Raw genomic sequence first — 24,861 nt, 5'->3', positions numbered from 1 at the left:
CGATTCCCACAAGGCCAGCAAGAAAAAGGAGACAAATTCGACATGACGACTGCACCTAGCACCCTGGTCGAGCTGACTACCAACGAACTGCGCCACCGCATCGCTACGCGCGAAATTTCTCCGGTGGAACTGCTGGATGCGTGCATTGAACGCATCGAGGCCGTCAACCCATATGTGAACGCCATCACCGCCACTTGCTACGACCGCGCCCGCACCGAGGCCAAGGCGGCCGAGCAGGCGGTGCAACGCGGCGAGCCCCTGGGCTTGCTGCATGGCCTGCCGCTGGGCGTGAAGGACCTCGAAGCCACGGCCGGGCTGCTGACCAGCTATGGCTCGGAGATCTACCGCAGCAACATACCGGCGGAGGACAACGTGCTGGTGGCACGCCTGCGCGCGGCGGGTGCCATCGTGGCGGGCAAGACCAACATCCCCGAGATGGGGGCGGGCGCCAATTCGCGCAACACGGTGTGGGGCGCCACGGGCAACCCGTTCAACCCCAATCTGAATGCCGGAGGCTCGTCGGGCGGCTCGGCCGCTGCGCTGGCGTGCGACATGCTGCCGGTGTGCACGGGGTCGGACACGGGCGGATCGTTGCGCATCCCGGCATCCATTTGCGGGGTGGTGGGCTTCCGGCCATCGCCCGGCGTGGTGCCCAGCTCACGCAAGCTGCTGGGCTGGACCCCGATTTCGGTGGTGGGCCCCATGGGCCGCACGGTGGAAGAAGCCTGCCTGCAACTGGCCGCCACTGCGGGCATGTCGGCGGGCGACCCGCTGAGCTACCCGCTGGATCCGATGAGCTTCTTGCTGCCCGACACGGTAGACCTGAGCCGCCTGCGCGTGGCATACACCGAGGACTTCGGCGCCTGCGCGGTGGACAACGGTATCCGCGCCGTGTTCCGCCAGAAGGTGCAGGCCATGAAGCACCTGTTTGCCCGCTGCGACGCCATCGACATCGACCTGGGCGACGTGCATCGCTGCTTTGACGTGCTGCGCGCCGAAGCCTTTGTGGCCAGCACGCGCGAAGCCTATGAGCGCGACCCTGCCAGTCTGGGCCCCAACACCCGCGCCAACTACGAAATGGGCGCTGCGATGACCCTGCTGGACAGCGCCTGGGCGCAGGCCGAGCAGACGCGCATCCTGGCGCGGTTCCAGAAGCTGTATGAGGACTACGACGTGATCCTGGCACCCACCACGCCCGTGTCGCCGTTTGCGTGGACCCAGCTGTTTGCCAGCCACATCAACGGCGAGCCGCAGGCCAACTACTACCGCTGGCTGGCGCTGACCTATGTGACCACGCTCACTACCCACCCGGCGCTGAGCCTGCCGTGTGGGCTGGACGATGCGGGCGTGCCGTTTGGCCTCCAGATCGTGGGGCGCTTTCGCGCCGACCGCCACACGCTGGGCGTGGGCCATGCGATGGAGCAAGCTTTCAAAGGCATTGCCGGGCTGGCCCGCCCACGGCCCGACCTGGCCAAATTGATGCAAACACACGCCGAGCCCGCGCTGACCTCCATCGTCACCGGTGCTCCGGATCCACGTGATGCCCGCAGCCTGCCGCGCGATGACCGGGCGGCGTCGGCGGTGCAAGTGTCAGCGGTGTAAATCGAGCCAGGAGACAAACCATGCAATCAGTGGACACCATCGTCATTGGCGCGGGCATTGCGGGGGCCTCGGTGGCGTGGCAGCTTGTGCAAGAGAGCGTTGGGGGTGAGGCCTCCAGCGTGCTGTTGCTGGAGCGCGAATCGCAACCCGGCTACCACACCACCGGCCGTTCGGCAGCGTTGTACATGGCCACCTACGGTACTCCGAACATCCAGGCGCTGACGCGGGCGAGCCGTGCGTTTTACGACGCACCGCCGCCCGAATTTGGCGCCGACCCCATCCTCTCGCCCCGTGGCGTGGTCTATGTGGCCGGGCCTGACCAGCTCGACCTGCTGAAACAGGCCTATGCAGAAGCCCATGCCATCTCCCCCAACGTGGAATGGGTGGAACAGGGCGCATTGCTGGCCCAGCTACCGTGCCTGAAACCCGAGGCCGTGGTCGCAGGCATGAGCGAGCCCGAAGCCTCCGACATCGACGTGCACGCGCTGCACCAGGGCTACCTGCGTGGCCTGCGCCAGCGCGGCGGCCAGGTGCTGACGAATGCCGAGGTCACGGCCCTGCAGCGTGAGGGCGACGGCTGGTTGGTGACGCTGGCCGATGGCCGGGTGCTGCAAGCCACAACCATCGTGAACGCCGCAGGCGCCTGGGCCGACGTGGTGGCGGGTCTGGCAGGCGTGCCGCCCATTGGCCTGGAGCCGCGCCGCCGCACCGCCTTCACCTTTGCCGTGCCCGAGGGCATGGACGCCACCCACTGGCCCGCCGTGATCGGCATCGACGAGAGTTTTTACTTCAAGCCCGATGCGGGCCAGCTGCTGGGCTCTCCCGCCAACGCCGACCCGACACATCCGCACGACGTGGTGCCGGAAGAGCTGGACGTGGCCACGGGCATTTATCACATTGAGGAAAAAACGATCTTCCCGATCCGCCGCCCCTCCCATACCTGGGCAGGCCTGCGTTCGTTTGTGCCCGACGGGGACATGGTGATCGGCTGGGACAATCACGTGCACGGTTTCTTCTGGCTGGCCGGGCAGGGCGGGTATGGGATTCAAAGCGCGGCGGGTGCCTCGCTGCTGGCCCGCCAGCTATTGCGCCGCGAGCCGTTGGCCGAGGAGCTGGTGCGCGAGGGTGTGGTGCTGGAAGGGCTCTCGCCTGCGCGTTTGCGTTGATCTACCTGCGCAAACGGAGGATGCTTGGGGCCTTGGGGAAAAGGCGCTCAGGCGAAAGTGTTGACGTTGGTGCCCAGGGTCCCGCTGGTGGCCAGGCCGGGCTGGGGCATGGATTGCTGCATGGCGTCGATCATGGTGGCGGCAGATACGGCCTGCATGTCGAGCGCCTTTTTGAGCACCACCATGTTCAGAGCATCCGACGTCTTGGCACTGGCCAGCGCGGTGGCGGTGTTGACGATGCTGTTGGCAAGGGCGACGTCCATGGTGATTCCTTGGGGTAGTGGATTGGTATCGGCAGTTTGGGTAGCGGGCTTGAGGGGTGTTACATCTTGGGGCCGTCGCAGTAGCACTTACTCCAGTGCCGCCACACCAATGGCTGTACACGCAGCCAAATCAGACTCGTGCCCCTCGGGCAATTGCCGCGCTGTATCCCGCAGCGCAGTGCGTAAGCCTTCTTCCAGCGTGGGGTGGTAGAACGGCATCCCCAGGAGGTCGTGCACGGTAAGTTTTTGCTGGATGGCCAGCGCGAGCAGGTGGGCCATGTGTTCACCTTGCGGGGCGCACATTTCGGCGCCGAGCAGGCGGCCGGTGGCCTGGTCTGCGTGGATGCAGATGCGCCCGTGGTTCTGCTGCGATGTGCGGGCGCGGCCCTGGTTGTCAAAGCTGGTGGTGCCAGTGACTGTGTGGGCGGGGTCCAGGTCGGCAAAGCGCTGGCCCACGGTGGCGATGTTGGGGTCGCAGAACACAATGCCCAGCGGGGTGCGGCGCCGAAAGCGAGTGGGGGAGGCGGCCAGGGCGTTCATGCCTGCAATGTGGCCCTCGTCGGCAGCCTCGTGCAGCAGGGGCGCGCGGGTGGTGGCGTCTCCCGCCAGAAACACGGGCAGGTTGCCGATCTGCTGGGTTTGTGGGTCTACGGAGGGCATGCCGCGTTTGTCCAGTGGCACGCCCAGAGTGTCCAGGCCCAGGTGCTCGATATTGGGCACCCGGCCCATGACGGCGATGACCTGGTCCACCACCACGCGGTGGGGGCCGCTGCTCACTTCGATGCCGCCGGGCACTTCGCGCAGTTGTGCTTTGGCGCCCATGTGCAGCACCATTTCTTGCTTGAGCAGCGCCGTCAATTCGGCGTTGAGGACGGGGTTGCCCAGGCCCGCCAGGGTGTGGCTGGTGGTGAAGGCGGCCACCTGCAATCCAAGCCGGGCCAGCGCCTGGGAGATCTCTACGCCGATGGGGCCCATGCCGATCACGGCAATGCGGGGGCCGAGGGTGGGTTGCTCGAACAGGGTGTCGGTGGTGAGCATGCGGTCGCCGAATGCCAGCCATTCTTCTGGCACGCTGGGGCGTGACCCGGTGGCGATGATGATGCTGCGGGTGGGGTAGGCGGTGCCGTCGATGTCCACGGAATTGGGCCCCAGGAGGCTTGCGCGGCCTGCAATGCGGGCGCTCCCCAGGTCGTCGGTGGCCTTGATGGCGCCGGCCACAAAGTTATCGCGCAGGGCACGCACACGCTGCAGCACTGCGGGCAGGTCGGCCGTCAAGGCGTTGGCGCCCCGCAGTCCGAATTCTTCAAAGGCGTGGCGCAGGTGAAAGGCGTTGGCCGCCTCGATCAGCGCCTTGGAGGGCATGCAGCCCACGCGCGCGCAGGTGGTGCCCCAGGGGCCTTCGTTGACGATGAGGTAGCGGTCCGTGCGTTTGCGCACTTCGCGCAGGGCGGCCAAGCCTGCAGTGCCTGCGCCAATGATGATGGTGTCGAGCGGTTGGCTCATGGGGGTTCTCCTTGGAAGCCCGGTAAAACTCTGAGTGTGGCGGCCTGCCGGCGGAGTGCTTGTAGGCGCAAAGGCATTTGTTCTGGACGCTGCCCCGGGTCTGCCCGGGCTTTGCTGGCGGGTTCAGGCCTCGGGCTCGGTCCAGCCCACACGGCCCTGGCCCTGGTTGTTGATGCGCAGCACAAAGGCAGTGGCCCGGGCCTCGGGCAGCCGTAGCTGCAGCGTGACAAGCGTGCCGTGCTGTACGCCTACCAGCTCGGCAGCAGCCGTTTCGATCTCTCGGCGCAGCAGGCCCTCCAGCGCATAGGGCACATGGCATTGCAGCGTTTTCATGCGCTGCAGCGTGACCTTGGGGGCGGTGAGCAGTGCCTGGGCAATAGTGTCGGTGTAGGCGCGCACCAGTCCACCCGCGCCCAGCTTGACGCCGCCAAAGTAGCGCACCACAGTCGCTTGCACGCCTTCCAGGTCCTGGTGGCGCAGCACGTCGAGCATGGGGCGACCGGCTGTGCCGCCGGGTTCGCCGTCGTCCACCGCGGCGGACTGGCCGCCCGCCAGCAAGGCCCAGCAGATGTGTGCGGCGCCAGGGTGTTGCTTCCACAGTGCATCCACGGCAGCCTGAGCACTGGCGCGGTCGGCCATGGGCTGCACGCAGCCGATGAAGCGGCTCTTCTTGATGATGAGTTCACTGTGCGCAGGCACAGCCAGGGTGTAGGGCATGGGGCGCCGAGTTTAAGGCGCGGCCCGCGGGGCCAAAACGTGACGGAATTCACGCCCGCTGCGTCTTGTAACAATGTTGATCCAGCGCAGGCTGTTGTTTGTGCGTTCTGTCACACATGGCATTGGCTTGTGTTCCTACACTGGCGGCTTGTTGATGTGGCCTACGCTCGTGCTACCAATTTGAAAGCACCCAGGCCATTAAAAGAGGAACACCATGTTTGCCACGCCTTTCTCCGCCCCGTTGCCCGCCACCCTTGTCAGCCATGTATTTGGCCGCTTCATGCCGCAGCGCGTGCAGCCAGGTGTGACGGATGTGGTGGTTGCGCCCGTGCTGGCAACGGCGGCCACGGATGACGATGCCATCCCGGACCTGGCCCAGCGGGTGCGCGAAGTGGGGGAGTGGTAGCCGCCCCGTCTGCCAGCCGGCGGTGGCCGCACCACCGTTTCACAAAAAATGGTCCAGAGGGACCATTTTTTATGGGGTACCGTCAGAGTCCGATCAGCGCTTTGGCAATATGCCCTGCGATGCGGGGGTTCTCGTTCAGCCTTCGTGTGCTGTACCCGTACCAGTCCTTGCCAAAGGGTACATAGATGCGCACATTGAAGCCCATGCCCCGCAGCTTGTCGCGCAAGGGTTCACACACGCCCAGCAGCATCTGAAATTCAAACTGGCTCCGGTCGATGCCATCGCGGCGCACCCGCTCGACGATGCGCGCGATCAATGCAGCGTCGTGTGTGGCGATGCCGACGAAGCTGCCTGCTTCGAAACAGCGCACGACATGCTTCAGGAAGTGCTCATTGATGGCGCTGCGGTCGTTCCATGCATCGTGCACGAGGTGCGAGCGATCCTCCACATAGATGCCCTTGCAGATGCGCAAGGTGTGGGCCCTTTGCATCAGCGGTTCAAGGTCCTGGTAGGTGCGCAGTAAATATGCCTGCAATGCCAGCCCGACGTTGCCAAACCGTGCCCTCAAGCGCCCGAACAATTCGATTTCCTTTTGGGTGCAACTGGCGTCCTCCATGTCCAGGCAGACGGAGTTCTGATGGCGCTCCGCGATCTCAAGAATGCGCAGAATCAGTTGTTCGCACTGCTGCGCACCGAGCAGCAGCCCAAGTGCAGAAGGCTTGATCGAAATGTTGGCCTGTAGTCCCTGGGCCTGGACGGCATGGAGCACCTCGATGTAGGCATCGGCCGTGGCCTGTGCCTCCGGCAGGGTTGAGATGGTTTCGCCCAGTACGTCGAGCGTCACGGCGAAACCTTGCGCGTTGAGCTGTTGCACGCGCACCAGGGCTTCGGCGAGGGTGTCGCCTGCGATGTAGCGGCGAGAGATTTTGTGGATCAGGGCGCGAGGCACCCAAGGGATGGCGCGCGCCACCAGTGTGTCGAGAAGTTGCATGTCGGTATCCAGAATGAAAAACGTGCTGCTTCCCGCCCTCCGCGCCCCGGCATTGAACCTGGGCATTGCGAATCAACGGGAAAAGCAAAGCACTGGCCCGGGCAGGGGGCCAGCAAGGGCAACGTTGCGACCGCGTGCGCCCAAAGCGCAGCGGCAGCTCACGCTGCGGGCGTTCAGTTCATCAATGGAGGCCAGGCTGCGCGGTGCATGCGTTCTTCTGTGTGTAGTTGCCGACGTAAGGTGCCAACTGGCGATCGTACAGCCTCAGCTCACATCTCCCTTACCAGCCGCGGCCCACGTGAACGGGTGGGCCATGTATTCAGCGCCAGGTGGCCATGCCACCCCCCCTGTTCAGACGCCACGGCTTTAAGGTGCACGCGGGTCATGCAAGCGAGGAAAGTCCACACGTTGGCACAAGGGCTTCCTGTGCATCTTGTGATGGGCTCATCGCTACAATAAACAATCCATCCAGATGGTTTGTAAATGACTGAAGCACATCGTAGACAGAAGCAACCTGAACTCATCCGCAGCCAATTGCTGGGCGTGGTCCGTGAGCTGTTGGTAAGGGAAGGCCTCCACGCCGTCACCCTCGATGCTGTCGCCCAGCGGGCGGGCGTGACCAAAGGCGGGCTGCAGCATCACTACCGCAGCAAACAGGCATTGCTCGACGCCCTGTCGGACCAACTTTTCGAGGAGTTCGAGCAGAGTTTCGAAAAAGCGCTGAAGCAGGAAGACGACACGCCGGGGCGCCACGCGCGGGCCTACATCAGAACCTGTTTTGACAGTGGCTCGGACAGCCACCAGGTGGAAACCCAGCGGGCCATCGGTTTGCTGGCTCTCACATCAGCGCCGTGCCGGGAGCGTTGGCATGCGGCCATGGCGGTGGCGTTGAAGGCTGATGGGGAAGATCCGCACGCAGCCAATGTGTTGATGGCCTGCCGCTTGGCGGGGGATGGGTTCTGGTTTGCACAGATGCTCGATGTCTATGCGCTGGATGGGCCGCGCAAGGCGGCCATCCTGGACATTCTTCTGAAGCTTTGCGGTGGGGGGCGGCCATGAGCGGGGGCGCATCCGCCAGCGCCTATCTGCTGCTGGGCACTGCGATCGTGCTGGAGGTACTGGGCACCACGGCGCTGAAAGCTTCCGATGGATTCACGCGGCTGGTGCCTGGCGTGATCACCGTGGTGGCATATGCCGTGTCCTTCTACCTGCTCTCGCTCACGCTCAAGACCCTGCCGGTGGGCATTGCCTACGCGATCTGGTCGGGGGTGGGCATCGTGCTGGTATCCACCGTGGGCTGGCTGCACTACGGACAGCGGCTGGATCTGCCCGCCCTCTTGGGGCTGGGGTTGATCGTGGCGGGCGTACTGGTCGTGAACCTGTGTTCCAAAAGCGTCAGCCATTGACGGTGCACGCGCCAAAACGGCGTCGCTTTCCCTGCTTCCGAGTTCCGATCCATCCCGCCGACCGCCCAATTCGTTGCCAGCAACTGCCATGAACCTCAGACTTACTTCATCCACCGAGCCCCAATGCATCACTGGCCAGACTTTGTCCAGGACAGAGTTGCAGGCGCTTTGCGCCGCCGGGCATCCTGTTTTGCACTTTGAACACTGTGTCTTCGATGGCGCGGATTTATCAGGGTTAGCGCTCCAGGGTGCGCAGTTCATCGGCTGTTCGCTGCGGGAGGTGTCGCTGGAGAGGGCGGGCCTCGCAGGCACGCGCTGGCTCGACTGCCGTGCGGGGCAGACCCAGTTCCACCTGGCGGACCTGACCGATGCGCGCTTTCATCGCTGCGATCTCAACAACACGTCGTGGGTCCGTTCCAGCCTCGCTTCGGCATGTTTTGCAGAGGTCAAGCTCACGGGCGCGCATTTTCGGGAGGCCGAAACACTGGGGCTGAGTTTTCATGATTCGTTGCTGGTGGGGGCCGACCTGCGCGGCATTTCGTTTCGCAAGCAGGCGGTGGAGCAGCTGGACTTGTCGGACGCCGATCTGGCGGGGTGCGATTTTCGCGATGCCGTTTTCGAGGGCGGAAGCCTGCGAGATGCACATCTCAAGAATGCGCGCTTTGACGGGGCCGACCTGCGCTCGGTGGATCTCGGCGGGCTGCGGATTGCCCAATTGGCACAGTCGTTCAAAGGGGCCATTCTCTCGGCCGAGCAGGCCGCAATGCTGATCAGTGAGCTGGGCATCCGGGTGGCGTGATGCAGCCCGCTGGGAGTGATTTACAGCTTGAGCTCCCATGTCTCCCCCACCAGCTGCTGGCCAAATCCCTCATACGGTTCAGACTTGGCCAGCTTGAACCCTCGCTTGGCATAGATGCCACGTGCGGCAGTCAGGCAACTGTTGGTCCACAGCACCATCTTCTTGTAGCCCTTGGCCCGGGCGAACGCGATGCACTCATCGGTCAGGCGTGCGCCCAGGCCCAGTCCACGTGCTTTGGGCGACAGGATCAGCATGCGCAGCTGGGCCGTGGTGGCTGATTTGCGCACCACGAACACGGCGCCCACGCGTTCGCCGTCCAGCTCCGCCACCCAGCAACGCTCCCACGCTGGCTGGAACTTGCGCACAAACTGCGCGGCGATGTCGGCCACCAGGGCTTCAAATCGGCTGTCCCAGCCGTACTCGCGCCAGTAGATTTCGCCGTGCTGCTGCACCACCCAGCCGATATCGCCGGGAACCGGGTCGCGCAGCACGGCCACGCGAGGTCCCGATAGGTTGGCCAAGGTCGGGTCGAGCAAGGTTTCGATGCGTTCCATGGCATCCACCAGCTCCTGCTGGCGTGCAGGGGGCAGGGGGGCCAGCAGAGCAGCGGCCTCGTCGCGTGAGCGCTGCTGCAGCGGCTCGAACACGTCGCGCCCAAGCGACGTGAGGGCGAGTACGCTCTGGCGCGCATCCCTGGCGCTGGCACTGCGGGTGATCCAGCCGGCTGTTTCAAACCGGCGCAGGATGCGGCTCAGGTAGCCGCCGTCCAGGCCCAGGTCGCGCGCCAGTTCGCTGGCCACGGGCGCCTCGCGGTGGGCCAGCTCGTACAGCACGCGCACATCGGTGAGCGACAGGTTGCTGCCCAGGTACGGGTCCAGCACACCCACGCGGCGGGTCAAGAAGCGGTTGAAGCGCCGCACCGCCTTCACGGCGCTGGCAGGGGGCAGCGCGGTTGCGGGGGTGGGCTGGGGGGTATTGAGGATCGTGGTCATGAATGCCTCTGTCATGCAATTAATTGACTTTGGCAAGTATATGCCTGATGCCTATCAAGACCTCCACCGTGCAAGGGCAACACGCAAGCAGCGACAAAAAGGGCATGCCGCCGTAAAATCTCGGGTTAACCACCACAGCCGCGCCCCACGAGGCCCCATCGCATTGGGCCGGCCGCGACCCTCCTTTGCATGAACGCCCCCGTTGACGTCTCCTTTTTTGCGCGCGCCGCAAAGCCATTGACCAGCTACCGGCCGTACTGGGCCAAGCGCTTTGGCACGGCCCCGTTTTTACCGATGAGCCGCGCGGAGATGGAAAAACTGGGCTGGGACAGCTGCGACATCATCCTGGTGACGGGCGACGCGTATGTGGACCACCCCAGCTTCGGCATGGCCGTGATCGGCCGCACGCTCGAAGCCCAGGGCTTTCGCGTGGGCATCATCGCCCAGCCCGATTGGCAAAGCGCTGAGCCCTTCAAAGTGCTGGGCAAGCCCAATCTGTTCTGGGGCGTGACAGCGGGCAACATGGACTCGATGATCAACCGGTACACGGCCGACCGGAAGATCCGCAGCGACGACGCCTACACGCCCGGCGACGTAGGCGGCAAGCGGCCCGACCGCGCCGCTATCGTCTACAGCCAGCGCTGTCGCGAGGCGTTCAAGGACGTGCCCATCATCTTGGGCGGCATCGAAGGCAGCCTGCGCCGCATCGCCCACTACGACTACTGGAGCGACAAGGTGCGCCGCTCCATCGTGGTGGATGCCAAGTGCGACCTGCTGCTGTATGGCAATGCCGAACGCGCGCTGGTCGAGGTGGCGCATCGCATTGCAGCGCGTGAGCCGGTCGAGCAGATCACCGACGTGCGCGGCACGGCCTTTGTGCGCCGGCCTCATGACGAAAGCGGCAAGGGCTGGTTCGAGATCGACTCCACCAGCGTGGACGAGCCGGGCCGCGTGGAATCGCACATCAACCCCTACATGACTACCAGCGAACAGGCCGCCGCCCAGGGCAGCACCTGCAGCAAGGATGATGCTCCTGATTCAGTAGCTGGTAGCGCAGGTGGATCAAGCGCTGGGGACCAAAAAGACCCAAAAACGGCCGAGCCCAACCCCGCCATCCAGCCCATGTTGTTTGTCGCCAACCCGGCGCTCAAGGCCAAGCTCAAGGTGCCCCCACGCGACAAGAGCGTGATCCGCCTGCCCAGCTACGAGCAGGTCAAGAGCGACCCGGTGCTGTACGCCCACGCCAACCGCGTGCTGCACCTGGAGACCAACCCAGGCAACGCTCGTGCGCTGGTGCAGGCGCACGGGGAGGGCGTGACGGCGCGCGACGTGTGGATCAACCCGCCCCCCATTCCGCTGACCACGGCCGAGATGGACTACGTGTTCGACCTGCACTATGCCCGCGGCCCCCACCCGAGCTACGCCGACGAGAACGGCGGCCATGACGGCGTGACCAAGATCCCCGCGTGGGAGATGATCCGGTTTTCGATCAACATCATGCGCGGCTGCTTTGGTGGCTGCACCTTCTGCTCCATCACCGAGCACGAGGGCCGCATCATCCAGAGCCGGTCCGAGGATTCGATCATCCAGGAGATCGAGGACATCCGCGACAAGGTCAAGGGCTTCACCGGCACCATCAGCGACCTGGGCGGCCCCACGGCCAACATGTACCGCTTGGGTTGCCGCAGCCCCGAGATCGAGGCGGCCTGCCGCAAGCCGAGCTGCGTGTACCCCGGCATCTGCCAGAACCTCACCACCGACCACGGCCCGCTGATCAAGATCTACCGCCGTGGCCGTGCGCTCAAGGGCATCAAGAAGATCCTGATCGGCTCCGGCCTGCGCTACGACCTGGCGGTGAAGTCGCCCGAATACGTGAAAGAGCTGGTGCAGCACCACGTGGGCGGCTATCTCAAGATCGCGCCCGAGCACACCGAGCAAGGGCCGCTGACCAAGATGATGAAGCCGGGCATCGGCAGCTATGACAAGTTCAAGCAGATGTTCGAGAAGTTCAGCGAAGAGGCGGGCAAGAAGCAGTTCCTGATTCCGTACTTCATCGCAGCCCACCCGGGCACGAGCGACGAGGACATGATGAACCTCGCCGTCTGGTTGAAAAAGAACGGCTTTCGCGCCGACCAGGTGCAGACCTTCTATCCGAGCCCCATGGCCACCGCCACGGCCATGTACCACAGCAACAAGAACCCGCTGCGCAAGATCACGCGCGAGAGCGAGACGGTGGACATTGTGCGTGGCGAAAAGCGCCGCCGCCTGCACAAGGCCTTCCTGCGCTACCACGACCCGAACAACTGGCCGCTGCTGCGCGAGGCTCTCAAGACCATGGGCCGTGCCGATCTCATCGGCAATGGCAAGCACCACCTGATTCCAACCTTCCAGCCGCTGACCGACGGCGGCTACCAGAGCGCGCGGCGCAAGAACTCGACCCCGACCGGGGCCAAGCCCGCCGTGGCGCCTGCGTCGCGCACGGTGCAGCAGCCCACCAAGGGCCGCATCCTGACACAACACACGGGCCTGCCACCGCGCGTGACCGGGGGCGCGGCCAAGCCGGCGGCTGGCGGCAAACCGTTCAAGAAAGCGCGATAGTCCGCTGCCTGCGTGGCGGCGGGCAAAGCGCCCATTTGCCCATTGCATCTGCAGGCTGAAACGGCGGGCTGGGATGCCGCGCCAACGGCATCGGCGGGGTGGCCGGACTCAGGCGCGCGCCAGGCCCGGGCGGTGGTCAGGCGGTCGTGTAGCCCCCGGCCAGGCATTCCGAGAGTGGCACGGGCTTTGCCACCGCATAGCCTTGGGCGTAATTCACACCGATGATCCGCAACGCGTCCACGATGGCTTCGGACTCGGCAAACTCGGCAATTGTCTGCTTGCCCATCACGTGGCCAATGCGGTGGATCATTTCCACCATGGCATGGTTGGTGGGGTCTAGCAAGATGTCCTTGACGAAGGCGCCATCGATCTTGAGGTAGTTCACTGGCAGGTGCTTGAGGTAGGTGAAGGACGACATGCCCGCGCCGAAGTCGTCGAGCGCGAAGCGGCAGCCCAGTTGCTGCAGCTCTTTCATCAGGCGCACCGCATTGGGCAGGTGCGAGATGGCGCTGGTTTCGGTGATCTCGAAGCACAGCAGTGCGGGGTCCAGCCCGGATTCCGTGAGTGCGGTGCGGATGAACTTGAGCAGGCTGTCATCCCCCAGGCTGGTGCCCGACAGGTTGATGGCGCAGGTGTGCAGCGGCAGGGCTCCGGGGGTGCGCTGGTGCTGCGCCAGCGCCAGCAGCGTGTGCCGGATCACCCAGCGGTCGATGGACGGCATCATCCCGTAGTGCTCGGCGGCCGGAATGAAGGTGCCGGGCGCCACCAGCTGGCCCCCTTCCTCCTCACGCAGCCGCAGCAGCACCTCCATGTGCAGGCCCTCTTCGCCGGTGCCTTGCAGCGCACGGATGGCTTGCGCATGCAGCTGGAAGCGGTTGTGCTCGAGGGCCAGCCGCAGCCGCCGCACCCAGTCCATGTCGCCTTCGCGCCGGGTCATCTCGATGTCTTCGGGCTGGTAGATGAACACCCGGTTGCGCCCGCCTTCCTTGGCGCGGTAGCAGGCCATGTCGGCCACGCGCATGGCTTCCTGGATGGAGGTGAGCGCAGGGATGAGCTGCACCATGCCGATGCTGAGGCCTGTGGTGAGCTGCTGGCCCTCCCAGGCCAGGCGCAGGTCCTGGCCAGCCTGGCGCAATTGTTCTGCAATGCGCGCAGAGGGGCCCGCGGGGCAGTCCTTGAGCAGGATGCCGAATTCGTCCCCGCCCAGCCGCGCCAGCGTGTCGCCTTCGCGCAGATGGCTTTGCAGCATGCGACAGACCTCGCGCAGCATTTCGTCACCGGCCTGGTGGCCACAGGTGTCGTTGATGAGCTTGAACTGGTCCATGTCCACGTAGAGCAGAGAGCCTTCGCGGCCCGGCTGGCGCGGGTGGCTGAGCAGGGCTTCGAGCCGGTGCTCGAATTCGCGCCGGTTCACCAGCCCCGTCAGCGCATCATGGCTGGCCTGCCACGAGAGTTGCTCCACATAATGCTGCTCGCGTGTGACGTCGTGCAGCGCCAGCACCGCCCCGGTCAACACGCCCCGGTGCCGGATGGGAGAGCCCACCAGCCTCACCGGAACGATGCTCTGGTCCGGGCGCACCAGCGTGCGGTGGATATTGCCCTTGGCGGCACCATCGCTGAGCAGCAGCGTCTGCACCAGGGTGTCGGCGGACAGGGGCGGCGCGTCATCCTCAAAGACCAGCAACTGCGCCAGTGGTTGCCCGGTCGCCTGGGCGGCCGGGCGGGCCAGCAAGGTTTCTGCGGCAGGGTTCATGTAGGTGACCTCGCCGTGGATGTTGGTCGTCACCACGGCATCGCCAATGGCGGCCAGTGTGGTGCGCGCCTGTTCCCGTTCGGCCTCCAGGGCGCGCTCTGCATTCTGGCGCTGGGCCAGCAACGTGCGCGTGTGCCACAGGGTCAGCAGGATCAGCACCAGGGCCATGCCCATGTTGGTCCACATCAGCAGGAGCACGATGTGGCGCGAGCTTTCGCCCAGGGCCTCGCTGAAGTTCCGGGCCGCCGGGGTCACGCCTGCGTTGATCTCGCGGATGGTGTTCTGCCACCGTTCGCGCGTCGGGGCATCCGCCGTGCCGGCGGTGTTGCGCTGGTGGATCTCGTGCGACAGCTCGCGCAGTGCACGGATGTACTCGTCGCCCACCAGCCATTGGTCTACCGGCTTCTTCACCAGATCAAAGTCGTCGAAGTAGCGCAACAGCCAGATCAGGCCGTCAATGTCATCGGGGTGGTTGCCACCGCGCAGAAAGCCGTCGCGCGCCACATCGATCTGCACCTGGCTTGACTCCAGGGCCAGCCGGGCTGCCCGGTCGCCCAGCGGGATCTCCATGGCGCGGGTGAACCCTTCAAAGGCCTGGGGGGAGCCGTTGATGGCGTACTGGTTCAGGAAATAGATGGCGTCTTTCTGGCCTTTGGTCCACAGGCTTTCGCCGGCGACGAAGGCTCGCACCGTGGACAAGACATGCAGGCTGGCCGTGGCGCACACCGCCAGCAGCAACACCATCGTGATGAAAGGCCAAGTCACCCGCAACGTCAACGGCACAGGCCTTCGCTCGACCGGCTGCAATACATCCATGGATGGGTCCCTCGCCTCGTGCCAAGCTGCGTGCGCCAGTGATGCCTGGTGGCCCCATCCGGCGCGCCCTCATCGGTGTGTCCGCACACTGTGTCAATGCCTGCGGTCCAGTGTTGTCCTGGAATCAGTGGCTGATTCTGCGGTGCGGCGCTTCCGGCCCACTATATAGCGATCAATTTGCCAGCGTATGCAAAGTTTGGCAACCCCTTGTGTCTGCGGGGAATGGGCGCCATGCCGATGCACACCCGCGCACGGCGGGCCACCGCTGGCGCTGCCTTTGTGTTGCCGGGCCTGGCTGACGCCGATGTTTACGGCGCCGCAGCGTGGGTGCCCACCAGCACGGACTGCGGGCCGTCGTCTTGGGGCTGCGAGATCAGGTCTTCGATGATGAAGGTGCGGTAGTAAAACGCGGTGACCGCGCCCTCGGGAGCGATGGCGGCGACCAAGGTCTCAGCGTCGTCCTTGTCGGCCATGGCGATCAGCAGCCCGTGGTGGCCCTTGCCGGCCAGGTCGGCAATGCGGCGCACCATGTCACCTTCGGCACCGACCGACGGAAGCGGCGCATCTGCCGTGCCCAGTGTGTGCACGATCTCCTGCAGGATGACTTCAGGGCTGGCGTAGGCGGTTTCGCCTTGGTGGCCAGCGGCTTGCAGCGCCGTGGCCGCCTGGCGCACGCAGTCTTCGTCGGGGAAGAGCGCAAACACGTGGCCTGTGGGGTAGAAAACGCCGCCCATGTTGGTCATGGTGGAATCAAGAACGAGGGGTTTCATGGGCTTCTCCCGAGGTGTTTCAGACCTTTTCGATTGAAACCCGTGGCCCCGGCGCGTGGTGTAGGCCAGCGGGCAATCTGCGCGTCAGCGCCCCTTGCCGCGCAGGGGGAGGTGCCAGAAATATGATTAAAACAGCCTCTGGCGCTTATCCATCAAGCGCAAGCAGCTATCAAAATTGATATGCGATTTTCCAGTTGCGGCGCATCTATCGAAGCCACCCGCCCACCCAGGCCCCGAGCGCCGCGCAGTGCAGCACCACGGTGGCCCAGTAGACCGTGCGGAACTCCACCTTGCGGGACTTGTGCCGCAGCCATTGCTGGGCAAACCATGCGCCAGGCCATCCGCCTGCCAGGCCCAGCAGGTGCAGGTGGCTTTCCTTGGTGCGCCACTGGCCGTTTTGCGCGGCGCTTTTGTCGATGGCGTAGACCAGAAAGGTGAGGAGGTTGAGGGCCAGGGCCGCTCCCAGCACCCACCATGGCAGCTGACCGGCCCAGAAGCCCCAGGCCAGCAGCGCCACCCAGCCCAGCATCAGCACCAGCGCCGGGCCTGCGGGAGTTGGCGGGCCGCTGGCGTCTGCGGGGCGCCGATGGCGTTGGGTTCGCGGTTTGGGAGCCCGCTGCGCCGGTTCGTGTCGAGCCCGCTGTGGGGCTGATTTAGCCGATGGGCGGGGCTGGGGTGCGGCCCCTTGCTGGGCTATGGGCTGCACCGCCATGGCCCGAGGCCCTTTGCCGCCCACATGGATTTCTTCGTACACCACGGCCAGCCCTTCGCGGGGCGCAGCGCTGCCACGGTAGTCCCGCACGTGAAAGAACACATCGGCCGAGGTGTCCGGGCTGCGGATAAAGCCGAAGGCGCGGGTGGCGTCCCAGCGGATGACGGTGCCCTGTTTCTGCATCGGCGAAAGGGGTTCTCAGGCCAGGGTGTGCAAGGGAATGTCCTGGCCCACCGCCAGCGCATCCAGCTGTGCGCGTGTCTGTGTGCGCAGGAACGCCGCCACAGCCGTGTGGGTGGCAGGGGCGCGCAGCACCTGCGGGTCGCCCGTGGCGGGCAGGCCTGCGGCGGCGCACAGGCTGGCGGCAAAGTGGGGTTCCAGCGCGGCCACTGCCACACGGCCGTCGGCGCACGGGTAGATGCGGTAGCCAGCGTGGTTGCCGCCCACGTCGCCCTCGGGTGTGGTCAGGCCCCAGTCGCGCGGCTGGGCCAGCCAGGCGGCGGCATCGGCCAGCGCCACTTCAATGCACGCGCCGCTGCCGGTGTGCGCGCGTTCCAGCAGGGCCTGCAGCACGGCCTCGCTGGCCATCAGGGCGCCGCCCATGTCGGCGTAAAGGGTAGGGGGCATCTCGGTGCCGGTCACCAGGCCCGCATCGGCCAGGTAAGTGAGGTCGTGGCCAGGCTCTTCCGCGCGCTCGGCCGCCGCGCCGACGATGCGTACCAGCGACAGGCGTGGGTACTTCGCCTGCAGCGCCTCCCAGGAGAGGCCCAGCTTGGTGAGCGCCGAGGGGCGGAACGAGGTGATCAGCACATCGGTGCGGGCCAGCTCCTCATGCAGCGCCGCCTGGCCTTCTGTGGTCTTGAGGTGGGCATGCACCACGCGCACGCCCTGGTGCAGCGTGGCATAGGCCGCCGGGCTGTAGATGCCCATGGGGTCGGCGCTGGGATGGCCTGGGGCGGGCGGGGGTTCGAGCTTGGTGCATTCAGCACCCATGCGCGCGCAGCGCATCAGGGCGGCGGGGCCGGGCAGGTTGAGCGCAAGGCTCAGGACGCGGACGTTGCGCAGGGGCTGGGGCAGGGCGGTGGTCATGGGCTCAGGGTTGTCTCGGTGTTGTGGTTTTGAATGGAAGGCGCGGCGCTGGAACTTCGCAGGGCGCGCGGGCTCACTCCCTGCGTTATACATAATTTGTTACGCTCCCTGACCCATGCAACGCAGAACCTCTTTGGCCGCCCTCACAGGCCTGGCCGCCTTTCCGGGAGCTTTCATGACCACGTCCCTGAGCAGTGCCGCCACGGTACCCGCGTTGCAGGCGCTCAAGCCCTCGCCCCGCATGCCCGTGCTGTTTGTGGGCCATGGCAGCCCCATGAACGCCATCGAAGACAACGCCTGGCGACGCAGCTGGCAGGCCTTGGGGGCGGAGTTGGCGGCCCGCGCCGTTCAGCCGCAGCTCATCCTGTGTGTGTCGGCCCACTGGCTCACGCGCGGCGGCTGGCAGCTGACCGGCATGGCCAACCCCAAGACGATCCACGACTTTGGTGGTTTTCCTCAGGCGCTGTTCGACCAGCAATACCCCGCGCCTGGTGCGCCGCAGGTGGCGCGCAGCCTGGCGGGGGAGCTCAAATCGCCCGCCACCGGAGGCGCCCTGGGCGTGGATGAGGGCGAATGGGGCCTGGACCACGGCACCTGGTCGGTGCTCAAGCCCATGTTTCCAAAGGCACAGATCCCGGTGATGCAGCTGAGCATGGACTACAGCCGCGCCCCGGCCGAGCATTACGCGCTGGGCCAGCAATTGAAGGCGCTGCGTGAGCGGGGCGTGTTGATCGTGGGCAGCGGCAATGTGGTGCACAACCTGCGTCTCACGCGCCGTGGCACGGCCGCCAACGAGGCGTACGACTGGGCCACCGAGTTCGACACCGTGGTACAGGAGCAGATCAAGCAAGGCCAGCTCGGCGCCCTGCAGGACTTCCAGAAACTGGGTGCCGTGGCCAAACAGGCGCACCCCACGCACGAGCACTATCTGCCGTTGTTGTACGCGGCGGGGGCCGTGTTGCCCAGCGAGATGCCGCGCTTCTTCAACACGGGCTACCAGTCGGCATCGATCTCGATGCGGTCGGTGCTTTGGGGGTGATGGGGTACGGCGCCAGGTTGTTTGAATTGCTTCTTTTTTGATAGCTTTTAGCGCTTATGGATAAAGCGCTAGAGGCCAAAAATGCTTGAAAACTAGCGGCGTCACCGATCAGGCAGGCATGTCACCCGCCCGGATCGTCAGCCACGGCCAGCGTCCGCAATAGCTTTCCGCCTTGGCCTGGAACAGCGGCAGATGTGGACAGGCAGGGTTGGGGCGCAGCAGTCCTGCATACAGCTCTTCAAGCCCGTAGGGCGCGTAGAGCAGGGGCTCCTCAACACCCGGGTCGGCGGCAGGCTGCAGGCCCACGCAGGTGCAGGGCACCAGAAAACGCTCGATGCCGTTGCGGGCCGACTGCAGCGGCGCATAGGGGTAACCAAACCAGCGTTCGTACCAGAGGTGTACCCGGGCCTGGTTCTTGGCTTCCACGGTGATCGGCAGGTCGGAAAAGAGGGCGGTGACGCGGGCTTGCACGGCCTGTTCGGCGGCTTCGGACAGGTCCGACGCATCGAAATAGAACAGGTCGTAGTCCTTGATGTGCGCCGTGGGATTCAGTCCGGAACGCAGGTTCCACACCGTCTGGAACAGACAACCTGCCACCAGCCAGACATCCGGCAGGCCCAGAAACGGCAAACGCTCCAGAAGGGCCGCGTTGTGCGGGTTCTGGAGCGTTTCGCTCACAAAGCGGCGCGCGAGCGCCACTTCCTCATCGTGCTCAGACAACCTTTGCAATGGACTGGCAGACGTAGTCGATGTTCTTGCTGTTGAGCGCGGCCACGCACATGCGGCCGGTGTCAGTGCCGTACACGCCGAACTCATTGCGCAGACGCACCATCTGGTCCTTGGTCAGGCCCGAGTAGCTGAACATGCCGATCTGCGTGGTGATGAAGCTCATGTCCTGCTTCACACCGGCGGCCTTGAGGCCATCGACCAGCTTCTGGCGCATGGCCTTGATGCGCACGCGCATTTCGGCCAGTTCTTGTTCCCACATCGCGCGCAGCTCGGGATTGTTCAGCACGGCGGCCACCACCGCGCCACCGTGGATGGGTGGGTTGGAGTAGTTGGTGCGGATGACGATTTTGAGCTGGCTCAGCACGCGGCCGGCTTCTTCCTTGTCGGCGCACAGCACCGACAAGCCACCCACGCGCTCGCCGTACAGACTGAAGCTCTTGCTGAAAGATGTGGAGACAAAGAAGTTCAGGCCTGCAGCCACAAACTTGCCGATCACGGCGCCGTCTTCGGCGATGCCGTGGCCGAAGCCCTGGTAAGCCATGTCGAGGAAAGGCGTCAGGCCCTTGGCCTTGACGGCGGCAATCACCTGGTCCCACTGGGCGGGCGTGATGTCGTAGCCGGTGGGGTTGTGGCAGCAGGCGTGCAGCACGACGATGGTGCCGGGGGCGGCAGCGTTCAGGCTGGCGAGAAAGCCTTCAAAGTTCACGCCGCGCTTTTCGGCGTCGTAGTAGGCGTAGGTATCGACTTCGAAGCCGGCATTGGTGAACAGCGCGCGGTGGTTTTCCCAGCTGGGATCGGAGATCAGCACCTTGGCGTTGGGGCTGAGTTTCTTGAGAAAGTCAGCGCCGATCTTGAGGCCGCCCGTACCACCCACGGCTTGCACGGTGGCCACGCGGCCAGAAGTGACGGGTTCGCTGTCCGCACCGAATACCAAAGCCTTGACGGCGTTGTCATAGGCCACGATGCCGTCGATGGGCAGGTAGCCACGGGCAGTGGGGGTGGACATCATGGTCTTTTCTGCGGCCTGCACACATTGCAGCAAGGGCAGCTTGCCGTTGTCGTCGAAATAAACGCCGACGCCCAGGTTGACCTTGTTGGGGTTGGTGTCTGCGTTGAATTGCTCGTTGAGGCCCAGGATGGGGTCGCGGGGGGCCATTTCGACGGCGGTGAAAAGAGACATGAAAATCCTTGAAAGGTTGTCAGTAGCGAAGAATCCGGGCGTGGTGTACTGTGCCGGGTTCCGCCGATTTTAACGGCCGCTACCCCCCAATCGTTGACTGCACCCATGCCGGATATCACAGAAGTCATAACGGAAAAGCAAGACGGCGAATTCGTCCATTTCCCCAATTCCCCCTTTGAATTGTTCCAGCCGTATCCACCGGCGGGCGACCAGCCCGAGGCCATCAACAAGCTGGTGGAGGGCCTGAACGACGGAGAAACCTTCCAGACATTGCTGGGTGTGACGGGCTCTGGCAAGACCTTCACCATGGCCAACGTGATCGCCCGCATGGGGCGTCCGGCCATCATCTTCGCACCCAACAAGACCCTGGCTGCGCAGCTGTACAGCGAGTTCCGCGAGTTCTTCCCCAAGAATGCCGTGGAGTATTTCGTGAGCTACTACGACTACTACCAGCCCGAGGCGTATGTGCCCCAGCGCGACCTGTTCATCGAGAAGGACAGCGCGATCAACGAGCACATCGAGCAGATGCGGCTGTCGTGCACCAAGAGCCTGATGGAACGCACGGATGTGGTCATCGTGGCCACGGTGTCGGCCATCTACGGCATTGGCGAACCCGAGAGCTACCACCGCATGGTGATGACCTTGCGCTCGGGCGATAAGCTGGGCCAGCGCGATGTGATCGCCCAGCTGATCCGCATGCAGTACCAGCGCAACGAGGCCGACTTCTCGCGCGGCAAGTTCCGTGTGCGGGGCGACACCATTGATGTGTTCCCGGCCGAGCACTCGGAGCTGGCCATCCGCATCGAGCTGTTCGACGACGAGATCGAGAGCCTGCAGCTGTTCGACCCGCTCACGGGCCGCGTCAAGCAGAAGATCCCGCGTTTCACCGTGTATCCCAGCAGCCACTACGTGACGCCGCGCGACAAGGTGCTGGCCGCCGTGGAGACCATCAAGATCGAACTGGCCGACCGCCTCAAGCAGTTGCTTGCCGACGGCAAGCTGGTGGAAGCGCAGCGGCTGGAGCAGCGCACTCGGTTTGACCTGGAGATGCTCAGCGAAGTAGGGCACTGCAAGGGCATCGAGAACTACACGCGCCACCTGTCGGGTGCCGCGCCGGGCGATCCGCCGAGCACGCTGACTGACTACATGCCCAAGAACGCGCTGATGTTCCTGGATGAAAGCCACCAGATGATCGGCCAGCTCAATGCCATGTACAGCGGCGACCGTTCGCGCAAGACCACGCTGGTGGAGTATGGCTTTCGCCTGCCATCGGCGCTGGACAACCGGCCGCTCAAGTTCGAGGAGTTCGAACAGCGCATGCGGCAGGTGATCTTTGTCACCGCCACGCCCGCGGACTACGAGCGCACTCACTCCGGCCAGATCGTGGACCAGGTGGTGCGCCCCACCGGACTGGTGGACCCTGAGGTGGAAGTGCGGCCCGCAACGCATCAAGTGGATGATGTGCTGCAAGAAATACGCATTCGTGTCGAAAAGCATGAACGTGTACTCATTACTACCCTGACGAAGCGCATGGCGGAGCAGCTGACCGACTACCTGACGGATAACGGCGTGAAGGTGCGCTACCTGCACAGCGATGTGGACACGGTGGAGCGTGTGGAGATCATTCGCGACCTGCGCCTGGGTGCTTTTGATGTGCTGGTGGGTATCAACCTGCTGCGGGAGGGACTGGACATCCCTGAGGTGTCCCTGGTGGCGATCCTGGATGCCGACAAGGAAGGCTTTCTGCGGGCCGAGCGTAGCCTGATCCAGACCATTGGCCGCGCGGCGCGCAATCTCAATGGCCGGGCCATCCTTTATGCGGACCGCATCACGGAGTCCATGAAAAAAGCCATGGGCGAGACGGAACGTCGGCGCATCAAGCAGATCGCACACAACGAGGCACACGGAATCACGCCGCGCAGCATTGTCAAGCGGGTAAGAGACCTGATTGACGGGGTTTACAGCGAGAAGGCCGGAAAGGATGCGCAGCGGCTGGAGCAGGAAGCCCTGCAGCGCGCCAAGGTGGAGGACATGTCAGAAAAAGATGTGGCGCGCGAGATCAAGCGGCTCGAAAAACTCATGCTGGAACACGCGCGCAACTTGGAATTCGAGCAGGCGGCAAGGGTACGGGACCAGCTCACGCGGCTCAAGGACCAGGCATTTGGTGCGCACGGCAATGATTCGGTGGCCTTGTAATGGGCGATTGAACAATTGGAAATAACTATCAAGTCGATTTAAAACTAGTTGGTTTTTTAACCCGACAGAATCGATAGGGATTTGTGTTATACTCCTACAAAATACTCAAGAAAACAGCCCAGCGATGAAGGGCTCCGTACAGGCGACTGTTCGGAGTAAGGGGCGGAGACGGTGCCTTGCTGGCCATCAGCCAGCGAAGGCGGTTTCTACAACGAACAAGCCTTAGCACAAGGAGCTTGCGATGCGTCTCACAACCAAAGGCCGTTTTGCGGTCACCGCCATGATTGACCTGGCCCTGCGCCAGAACAATGGGCCCGTTACTCTTGCGGCCATCAGCCAGCGTCAGCAGATTTCGCTGTCGTACCTGGAGCAGCTTTTCGGCAAGCTTCGCCGCCATGAGCTGGTGGAATCTACCCGTGGTCCTGGTGGTGGTTACACACTTGCTCGCAAGGCCGGTGACATCACGGTGGCTGACATCATTGTCTCGGTGGACGAGCCCATTGACGCCACGCAGTGCGGCGGCAAGGAAAACTGCCTGGGCGAAGCCGGCCGTTGCATGACGCATGAGCTGTGGGCATCGCTCAACCAGCGCATGGTGGAGTTCCTGGATTCCGTCACCCTGCAAAAGCTCGTGGACGAGCAGATCGCCAAAGGCGTGCAGATCGAAGACAAGCCCGTCGTGCGCCGCGCCATCTCGACGACGCCGGTGGTCAAGCCCATCCGCGTGAATGCTCCGAACTCCGTGTTCGCATTGGGCAACGTTTTCGCCAAATCCTGATAGCCCAAGGGCTTGTGTCGGCCCTGGGGTCGGCACCGCCCTGAACAGTTTTCAAGCCTCGTTTTTGTTTCTTACTGAGTTTGCCAGCCAGCAACCATCACTGAGCCAGCCATGGACATGACCCCGCACTTTCCCATCTATCTCGACTATGGTGCTACCACCCCCGTGGATCCCCGTGTGGTGGATGCCATGATTCCCTGGTTGCGCGAACATTTCGGCAACCCGGCATCGCGCAGCCACGCCTGGGGCTGGGAGGCTGAAGAAGCGGTCGAGAAAGCGCGCGTGCAGGTGGCCGACCTGATCGGAGCCGACCCCCGCGAGATTGTTTGGACTAGCGGTGCGACCGAGTCCATCAATCTGGCGCTCAAGGGGGCTGCGCAGTTCTACAAGGGCAAGGGCAAGCATCTCATCACGCTCAAGACCGAGCACAAGGCGGTGCTGGACACCATGCGCGAGCTGGAGCGCCAGGGTTTTGAGGCCACTTACCTGGATGTGCAGGAAGACGGGCTGGTCAACATGGATGCGCTCAAGGCCGCCATTCGCCCGGACACCGTGCTGATCAGCATCCTGTTCGTGAACAACGAAATCGGCGTCATCCAGGACATTCCTGCCATCGGCGCGCTGTGCCGTGAAAAGGGCATCCTGCTGCATGTGGATGCCGCACAGGCCACGGGCCGGGTTGCCATCGACATGGCCACCTTGCCCGTCGATCTGATGAGCATGACGGCCCACAAGACCTATGGCCCCAAGGGCATCGGTGCCCTGTATGTGCGCCGCAAGCCGCGCGTTCGGCTGGAAGCACAGATGCACGGTGGTGGCCACGAGCGTGGCATGCGTTCGGGCACCTTGCCCACGCACCAGATCGTGGGCATGGGCGAAGCCTTTCGCATCGCCAAGGAAGAAATGGCCGAGAGCAATGCCAAAGCCCAGGCCCTGCAGCAACGCCTGCTGGACGGCCTGAAAGACATCGAGCAGGTCTACATCAATGGCAGCATGGAGCGCCGCGTGCCGCAGAACCTGAACATGAGCTTCAATTTCGTCGAAGGCGAATCGCTCATCATGGGGATCAAGGGTTTGGCGGTGTCGTCGGGTTCAGCCTGCACCTCGGCCAGCCTGGAGCCCAGCTATGTGCTGCGCGCCCTGGGTCGCAGCGACGAGTTGGCCCATAGCAGCCTGCGCATGACCATCGGCCGTTTCACAACCGAGGAAGAGATCGACTACGCCATCTCCACCATCCGTGAGAACGTGGCCCGCCTGCGTGAACTCAGCCCGCTGTGGGAGATGTACCAGGACGGCATCGACATCAGCACCATCCAGTGGTCAGCGCACTGAATCCCTGAAGATTTTTGAAAGAAT

General features: G+C 64.2%; 22 protein-coding genes. 11 read left to right on the top strand and 11 right to left on the bottom strand.

The window, feature by feature from the left end; translation table 11 throughout:
• Window positions 1-42: 42 nt before the first annotated feature.
• Window positions 43-1,602, top strand: coding sequence for an amidase (locus ARADN35_RS0102080; RefSeq protein WP_010458463.1), 1,560 nt, complete (start codon window positions 43-45; stop codon window positions 1,600-1,602).
• A gap of 20 nt (window positions 1,603-1,622) precedes the next feature.
• Complete coding sequence (locus tag ARADN35_RS0102075; RefSeq protein WP_010458462.1) at window positions 1,623-2,768, top strand: NAD(P)/FAD-dependent oxidoreductase; 1,146 nt, start codon at window positions 1,623-1,625, stop codon at window positions 2,766-2,768.
• Between the two features lie 47 nt (window positions 2,769-2,815).
• Here ARADN35_RS0102075 and ARADN35_RS0102070 read toward each other — a convergent pair whose 3' ends face one another.
• The 3 genes from ARADN35_RS0102070 to ARADN35_RS0102060 all read right to left on the bottom strand — a co-directional run bounded on the left by ARADN35_RS0102070 (window position 2,816) and on the right by ARADN35_RS0102060 (window position 5,251).
• On the bottom strand, window positions 2,816-3,031 hold the full coding sequence (locus ARADN35_RS0102070; RefSeq protein ID WP_010458461.1) for a YjfB family protein: 216 nt from the start codon (window positions 3,029-3,031) through the stop codon (window positions 2,816-2,818).
• Between the two features lie 87 nt (window positions 3,032-3,118).
• Window positions 3,119-4,534, bottom strand: a complete 1,416-nt coding sequence (locus ARADN35_RS0102065) for a dihydrolipoyl dehydrogenase (protein WP_010458460.1) — start codon at window positions 4,532-4,534, stop codon at window positions 3,119-3,121.
• 123 nt (window positions 4,535-4,657) lie between these two features.
• Window positions 4,658-5,251, bottom strand: coding sequence for an IMPACT family protein (locus ARADN35_RS0102060; RefSeq protein ID WP_010458459.1), 594 nt, complete (start codon window positions 5,249-5,251; stop codon window positions 4,658-4,660).
• A gap of 214 nt (window positions 5,252-5,465) precedes the next feature.
• Here ARADN35_RS0102060 and ARADN35_RS0102055 point away from each other — a divergent pair, with 214 nt between their 5' ends.
• Window positions 5,466-5,657, top strand: a complete 192-nt coding sequence (locus ARADN35_RS0102055; protein WP_010458458.1) for a hypothetical protein — start codon at window positions 5,466-5,468, stop codon at window positions 5,655-5,657.
• Between the two features lie 82 nt (window positions 5,658-5,739).
• Here the strand turns inward: ARADN35_RS0102055 and ARADN35_RS0102050 are convergent, their stop codons facing one another.
• Window positions 5,740-6,627: a proline dehydrogenase family protein gene (locus ARADN35_RS0102050; protein ID WP_308470929.1), complete on the bottom strand. Its 888-nt coding sequence runs from the start codon at window positions 6,625-6,627 to the stop codon at window positions 5,740-5,742.
• 504 nt (window positions 6,628-7,131) lie between these two features.
• Here ARADN35_RS0102050 and ARADN35_RS0102045 point away from each other — a divergent pair.
• The 3 genes from ARADN35_RS0102045 to ARADN35_RS0102035 all read left to right on the top strand — a co-directional run bounded on the left by ARADN35_RS0102045 (window position 7,132) and on the right by ARADN35_RS0102035 (window position 8,853).
• The gene (locus ARADN35_RS0102045; protein WP_029412950.1) at window positions 7,132-7,707 is read left to right on the top strand and encodes a TetR/AcrR family transcriptional regulator; all 576 of its coding nucleotides are present in this window, start codon (window positions 7,132-7,134) and stop codon (window positions 7,705-7,707) included.
• Entirely contained in the window at window positions 7,704-8,054 is a 351-nt protein-coding gene (locus ARADN35_RS0102040) for an SMR family transporter (RefSeq protein ID WP_010458450.1), read from the top strand. The genes ARADN35_RS0102045 and ARADN35_RS0102040 overlap by 4 nt, the downstream gene beginning before the upstream one ends.
• Before the next feature lie 88 nt (window positions 8,055-8,142).
• A complete protein-coding gene (locus tag ARADN35_RS0102035; RefSeq protein WP_050812416.1) occupies window positions 8,143-8,853 on the top strand; it encodes a pentapeptide repeat-containing protein in 711 nt (236 codons plus the stop codon).
• Between the two features lie 20 nt (window positions 8,854-8,873).
• Here ARADN35_RS0102035 and ARADN35_RS0102030 read toward each other — a convergent pair whose 3' ends face one another.
• Complete coding sequence (locus ARADN35_RS0102030; RefSeq protein WP_010458447.1) at window positions 8,874-9,845, bottom strand: bifunctional helix-turn-helix transcriptional regulator/GNAT family N-acetyltransferase; 972 nt, start codon at window positions 9,843-9,845, stop codon at window positions 8,874-8,876.
• Between the two features lie 189 nt (window positions 9,846-10,034).
• Between ARADN35_RS0102030 and ARADN35_RS0102025 the strand changes: the two genes are divergently transcribed.
• A complete protein-coding gene (locus tag ARADN35_RS0102025; RefSeq protein WP_010458446.1) occupies window positions 10,035-12,443 on the top strand; it encodes a YgiQ family radical SAM protein in 2,409 nt (802 codons plus the stop codon).
• 136 nt (window positions 12,444-12,579) lie between these two features.
• On the opposite strand, the gene ARADN35_RS25650 is transcribed toward ARADN35_RS0102025, so the two are convergent.
• The 4 genes from ARADN35_RS25650 to ARADN35_RS0102005 form a co-directional block, all read right to left on the bottom strand.
• Window positions 12,580-15,012 carry an EAL domain-containing protein gene (locus ARADN35_RS25650; RefSeq protein ID WP_081474545.1) on the bottom strand — a complete coding sequence of 811 codons (2,433 nt, stop codon included), beginning with the start codon at window positions 15,010-15,012 and terminating at the stop codon, window positions 12,580-12,582.
• A gap of 308 nt (window positions 15,013-15,320) precedes the next feature.
• Complete coding sequence (locus tag ARADN35_RS0102015; protein ID WP_029412944.1) at window positions 15,321-15,782, bottom strand: hypothetical protein; 462 nt, start codon at window positions 15,780-15,782, stop codon at window positions 15,321-15,323.
• A 205-nt stretch (window positions 15,783-15,987) separates the two neighbouring features.
• Window positions 15,988-16,677, bottom strand: coding sequence for a DUF1294 domain-containing protein (locus tag ARADN35_RS0102010; RefSeq protein ID WP_010458443.1), 690 nt, complete (start codon window positions 16,675-16,677; stop codon window positions 15,988-15,990).
• Window positions 16,678-16,692: 15 nt separating this feature from the next.
• Window positions 16,693-17,583: a CoA transferase gene (locus tag ARADN35_RS0102005; protein ID WP_010458441.1), complete on the bottom strand. Its 891-nt coding sequence runs from the start codon at window positions 17,581-17,583 to the stop codon at window positions 16,693-16,695.
• A 175-nt stretch (window positions 17,584-17,758) separates the two neighbouring features.
• Here ARADN35_RS0102005 and ygiD point away from each other — a divergent pair, with 175 nt between their 5' ends.
• Window positions 17,759-18,622: a 4,5-DOPA-extradiol-dioxygenase gene (ygiD, locus tag ARADN35_RS0102000; RefSeq protein WP_482746705.1), complete on the top strand. Its 864-nt coding sequence runs from the start codon at window positions 17,759-17,761 to the stop codon at window positions 18,620-18,622.
• A gap of 108 nt (window positions 18,623-18,730) precedes the next feature.
• Here ygiD and ARADN35_RS0101995 read toward each other — a convergent pair whose 3' ends face one another.
• Both ARADN35_RS0101995 and ARADN35_RS0101990 read right to left on the bottom strand, forming a co-directional pair.
• Window positions 18,731-19,342, bottom strand: coding sequence for a nucleotidyltransferase family protein (locus ARADN35_RS0101995; RefSeq protein ID WP_010458437.1), 612 nt, complete (start codon window positions 19,340-19,342; stop codon window positions 18,731-18,733).
• Window positions 19,335-20,531, bottom strand: coding sequence for an amino acid aminotransferase (locus ARADN35_RS0101990; protein ID WP_010458436.1), 1,197 nt, complete (start codon window positions 20,529-20,531; stop codon window positions 19,335-19,337). Before ARADN35_RS0101990 ends, ARADN35_RS0101995 begins: the two co-directional genes overlap by 8 nt.
• 105 nt (window positions 20,532-20,636) lie before the next feature.
• On the opposite strand from ARADN35_RS0101990, the gene uvrB reads away from it, so the two are divergent.
• The 3 genes from uvrB to ARADN35_RS0101975 all read left to right on the top strand — a co-directional run bounded on the left by uvrB (window position 20,637) and on the right by ARADN35_RS0101975 (window position 24,837).
• Window positions 20,637-22,727, top strand: coding sequence for an excinuclease ABC subunit UvrB (gene uvrB, locus ARADN35_RS0101985; protein ID WP_010458434.1), 2,091 nt, complete (start codon window positions 20,637-20,639; stop codon window positions 22,725-22,727).
• A 241-nt stretch (window positions 22,728-22,968) separates the two neighbouring features.
• Entirely contained in the window at window positions 22,969-23,505 is a 537-nt protein-coding gene (gene iscR, locus ARADN35_RS0101980; RefSeq protein WP_008904778.1) for a Fe-S cluster assembly transcriptional regulator IscR, read from the top strand.
• A gap of 111 nt (window positions 23,506-23,616) precedes the next feature.
• Entirely contained in the window at window positions 23,617-24,837 is a 1,221-nt protein-coding gene (locus tag ARADN35_RS0101975) for an IscS subfamily cysteine desulfurase (protein WP_029412938.1), read from the top strand.
• Window positions 24,838-24,861 lie beyond the last annotated feature (24 nt).

Origin of the sequence: Acidovorax radicis N35 (genome assembly GCF_000204195.1) — a bacterium.
Lineage (GTDB): Bacteria > Pseudomonadota > Gammaproteobacteria > Burkholderiales > Burkholderiaceae_C > Acidovorax > Acidovorax radicis.
The sequence above is the reverse complement of the archived record's forward strand: the minus strand, read 5'-3'. Positions and strand labels throughout refer to the sequence as shown.

Bases quoted from the DNA above. Each gene is read 5' to 3' on its own strand.
- ARADN35_RS0102080 (WP_010458463.1), top strand. From the start codon at position 43: ATGACGACTGCACCTAGCACCCTGGTCGAGCTGACTACCAACGAACTG.
- ARADN35_RS0102075 (WP_010458462.1), top strand. From the start codon at position 1,623: ATGCAATCAGTGGACACCATCGTCATTGGCGCGGGCATTGCGGGGGCC.
- ARADN35_RS0102070 (WP_010458461.1), bottom strand. From the start codon at position 3,031: ATGGACGTCGCCCTTGCCAACAGCATCGTCAACACCGCCACCGCGCTG.
- ARADN35_RS0102065 (WP_010458460.1), bottom strand. From the start codon at position 4,534: ATGAGCCAACCGCTCGACACCATCATCATTGGCGCAGGCACTGCAGGC.
- ARADN35_RS0102060 (WP_010458459.1), bottom strand. From the start codon at position 5,251: ATGCCCTACACCCTGGCTGTGCCTGCGCACAGTGAACTCATCATCAAG.
- ARADN35_RS0102055 (WP_010458458.1), top strand. From the start codon at position 5,466: ATGTTTGCCACGCCTTTCTCCGCCCCGTTGCCCGCCACCCTTGTCAGC.
- ARADN35_RS0102045 (WP_029412950.1), top strand. From the start codon at position 7,132: ATGACTGAAGCACATCGTAGACAGAAGCAACCTGAACTCATCCGCAGC.
- ARADN35_RS0102040 (WP_010458450.1), top strand. From the start codon at position 7,704: ATGAGCGGGGGCGCATCCGCCAGCGCCTATCTGCTGCTGGGCACTGCG.
- ARADN35_RS0102035 (WP_050812416.1), top strand. From the start codon at position 8,143: ATGAACCTCAGACTTACTTCATCCACCGAGCCCCAATGCATCACTGGC.
- ARADN35_RS0102030 (WP_010458447.1), bottom strand. From the start codon at position 9,845: ATGACCACGATCCTCAATACCCCCCAGCCCACCCCCGCAACCGCGCTG.
- ARADN35_RS0102025 (WP_010458446.1), top strand. From the start codon at position 10,035: ATGAACGCCCCCGTTGACGTCTCCTTTTTTGCGCGCGCCGCAAAGCCA.
- ARADN35_RS25650 (WP_081474545.1), bottom strand. From the start codon at position 15,012: ATGGATGTATTGCAGCCGGTCGAGCGAAGGCCTGTGCCGTTGACGTTG.
- ARADN35_RS0102015 (WP_029412944.1), bottom strand. From the start codon at position 15,782: ATGAAACCCCTCGTTCTTGATTCCACCATGACCAACATGGGCGGCGTT.
- ARADN35_RS0102010 (WP_010458443.1), bottom strand. From the start codon at position 16,677: ATGCAGAAACAGGGCACCGTCATCCGCTGGGACGCCACCCGCGCCTTC.
- ARADN35_RS0102005 (WP_010458441.1), bottom strand. From the start codon at position 17,583: ATGACCACCGCCCTGCCCCAGCCCCTGCGCAACGTCCGCGTCCTGAGC.
- ygiD (WP_482746705.1), top strand. From the start codon at position 17,759: ATGACCACGTCCCTGAGCAGTGCCGCCACGGTACCCGCGTTGCAGGCG.
- ARADN35_RS0101990 (WP_010458436.1), bottom strand. From the start codon at position 20,531: ATGTCTCTTTTCACCGCCGTCGAAATGGCCCCCCGCGACCCCATCCTG.
- uvrB (WP_010458434.1), top strand. From the start codon at position 20,637: ATGCCGGATATCACAGAAGTCATAACGGAAAAGCAAGACGGCGAATTC.
- iscR (WP_008904778.1), top strand. From the start codon at position 22,969: ATGCGTCTCACAACCAAAGGCCGTTTTGCGGTCACCGCCATGATTGAC.
- ARADN35_RS0101975 (WP_029412938.1), top strand. From the start codon at position 23,617: ATGGACATGACCCCGCACTTTCCCATCTATCTCGACTATGGTGCTACC.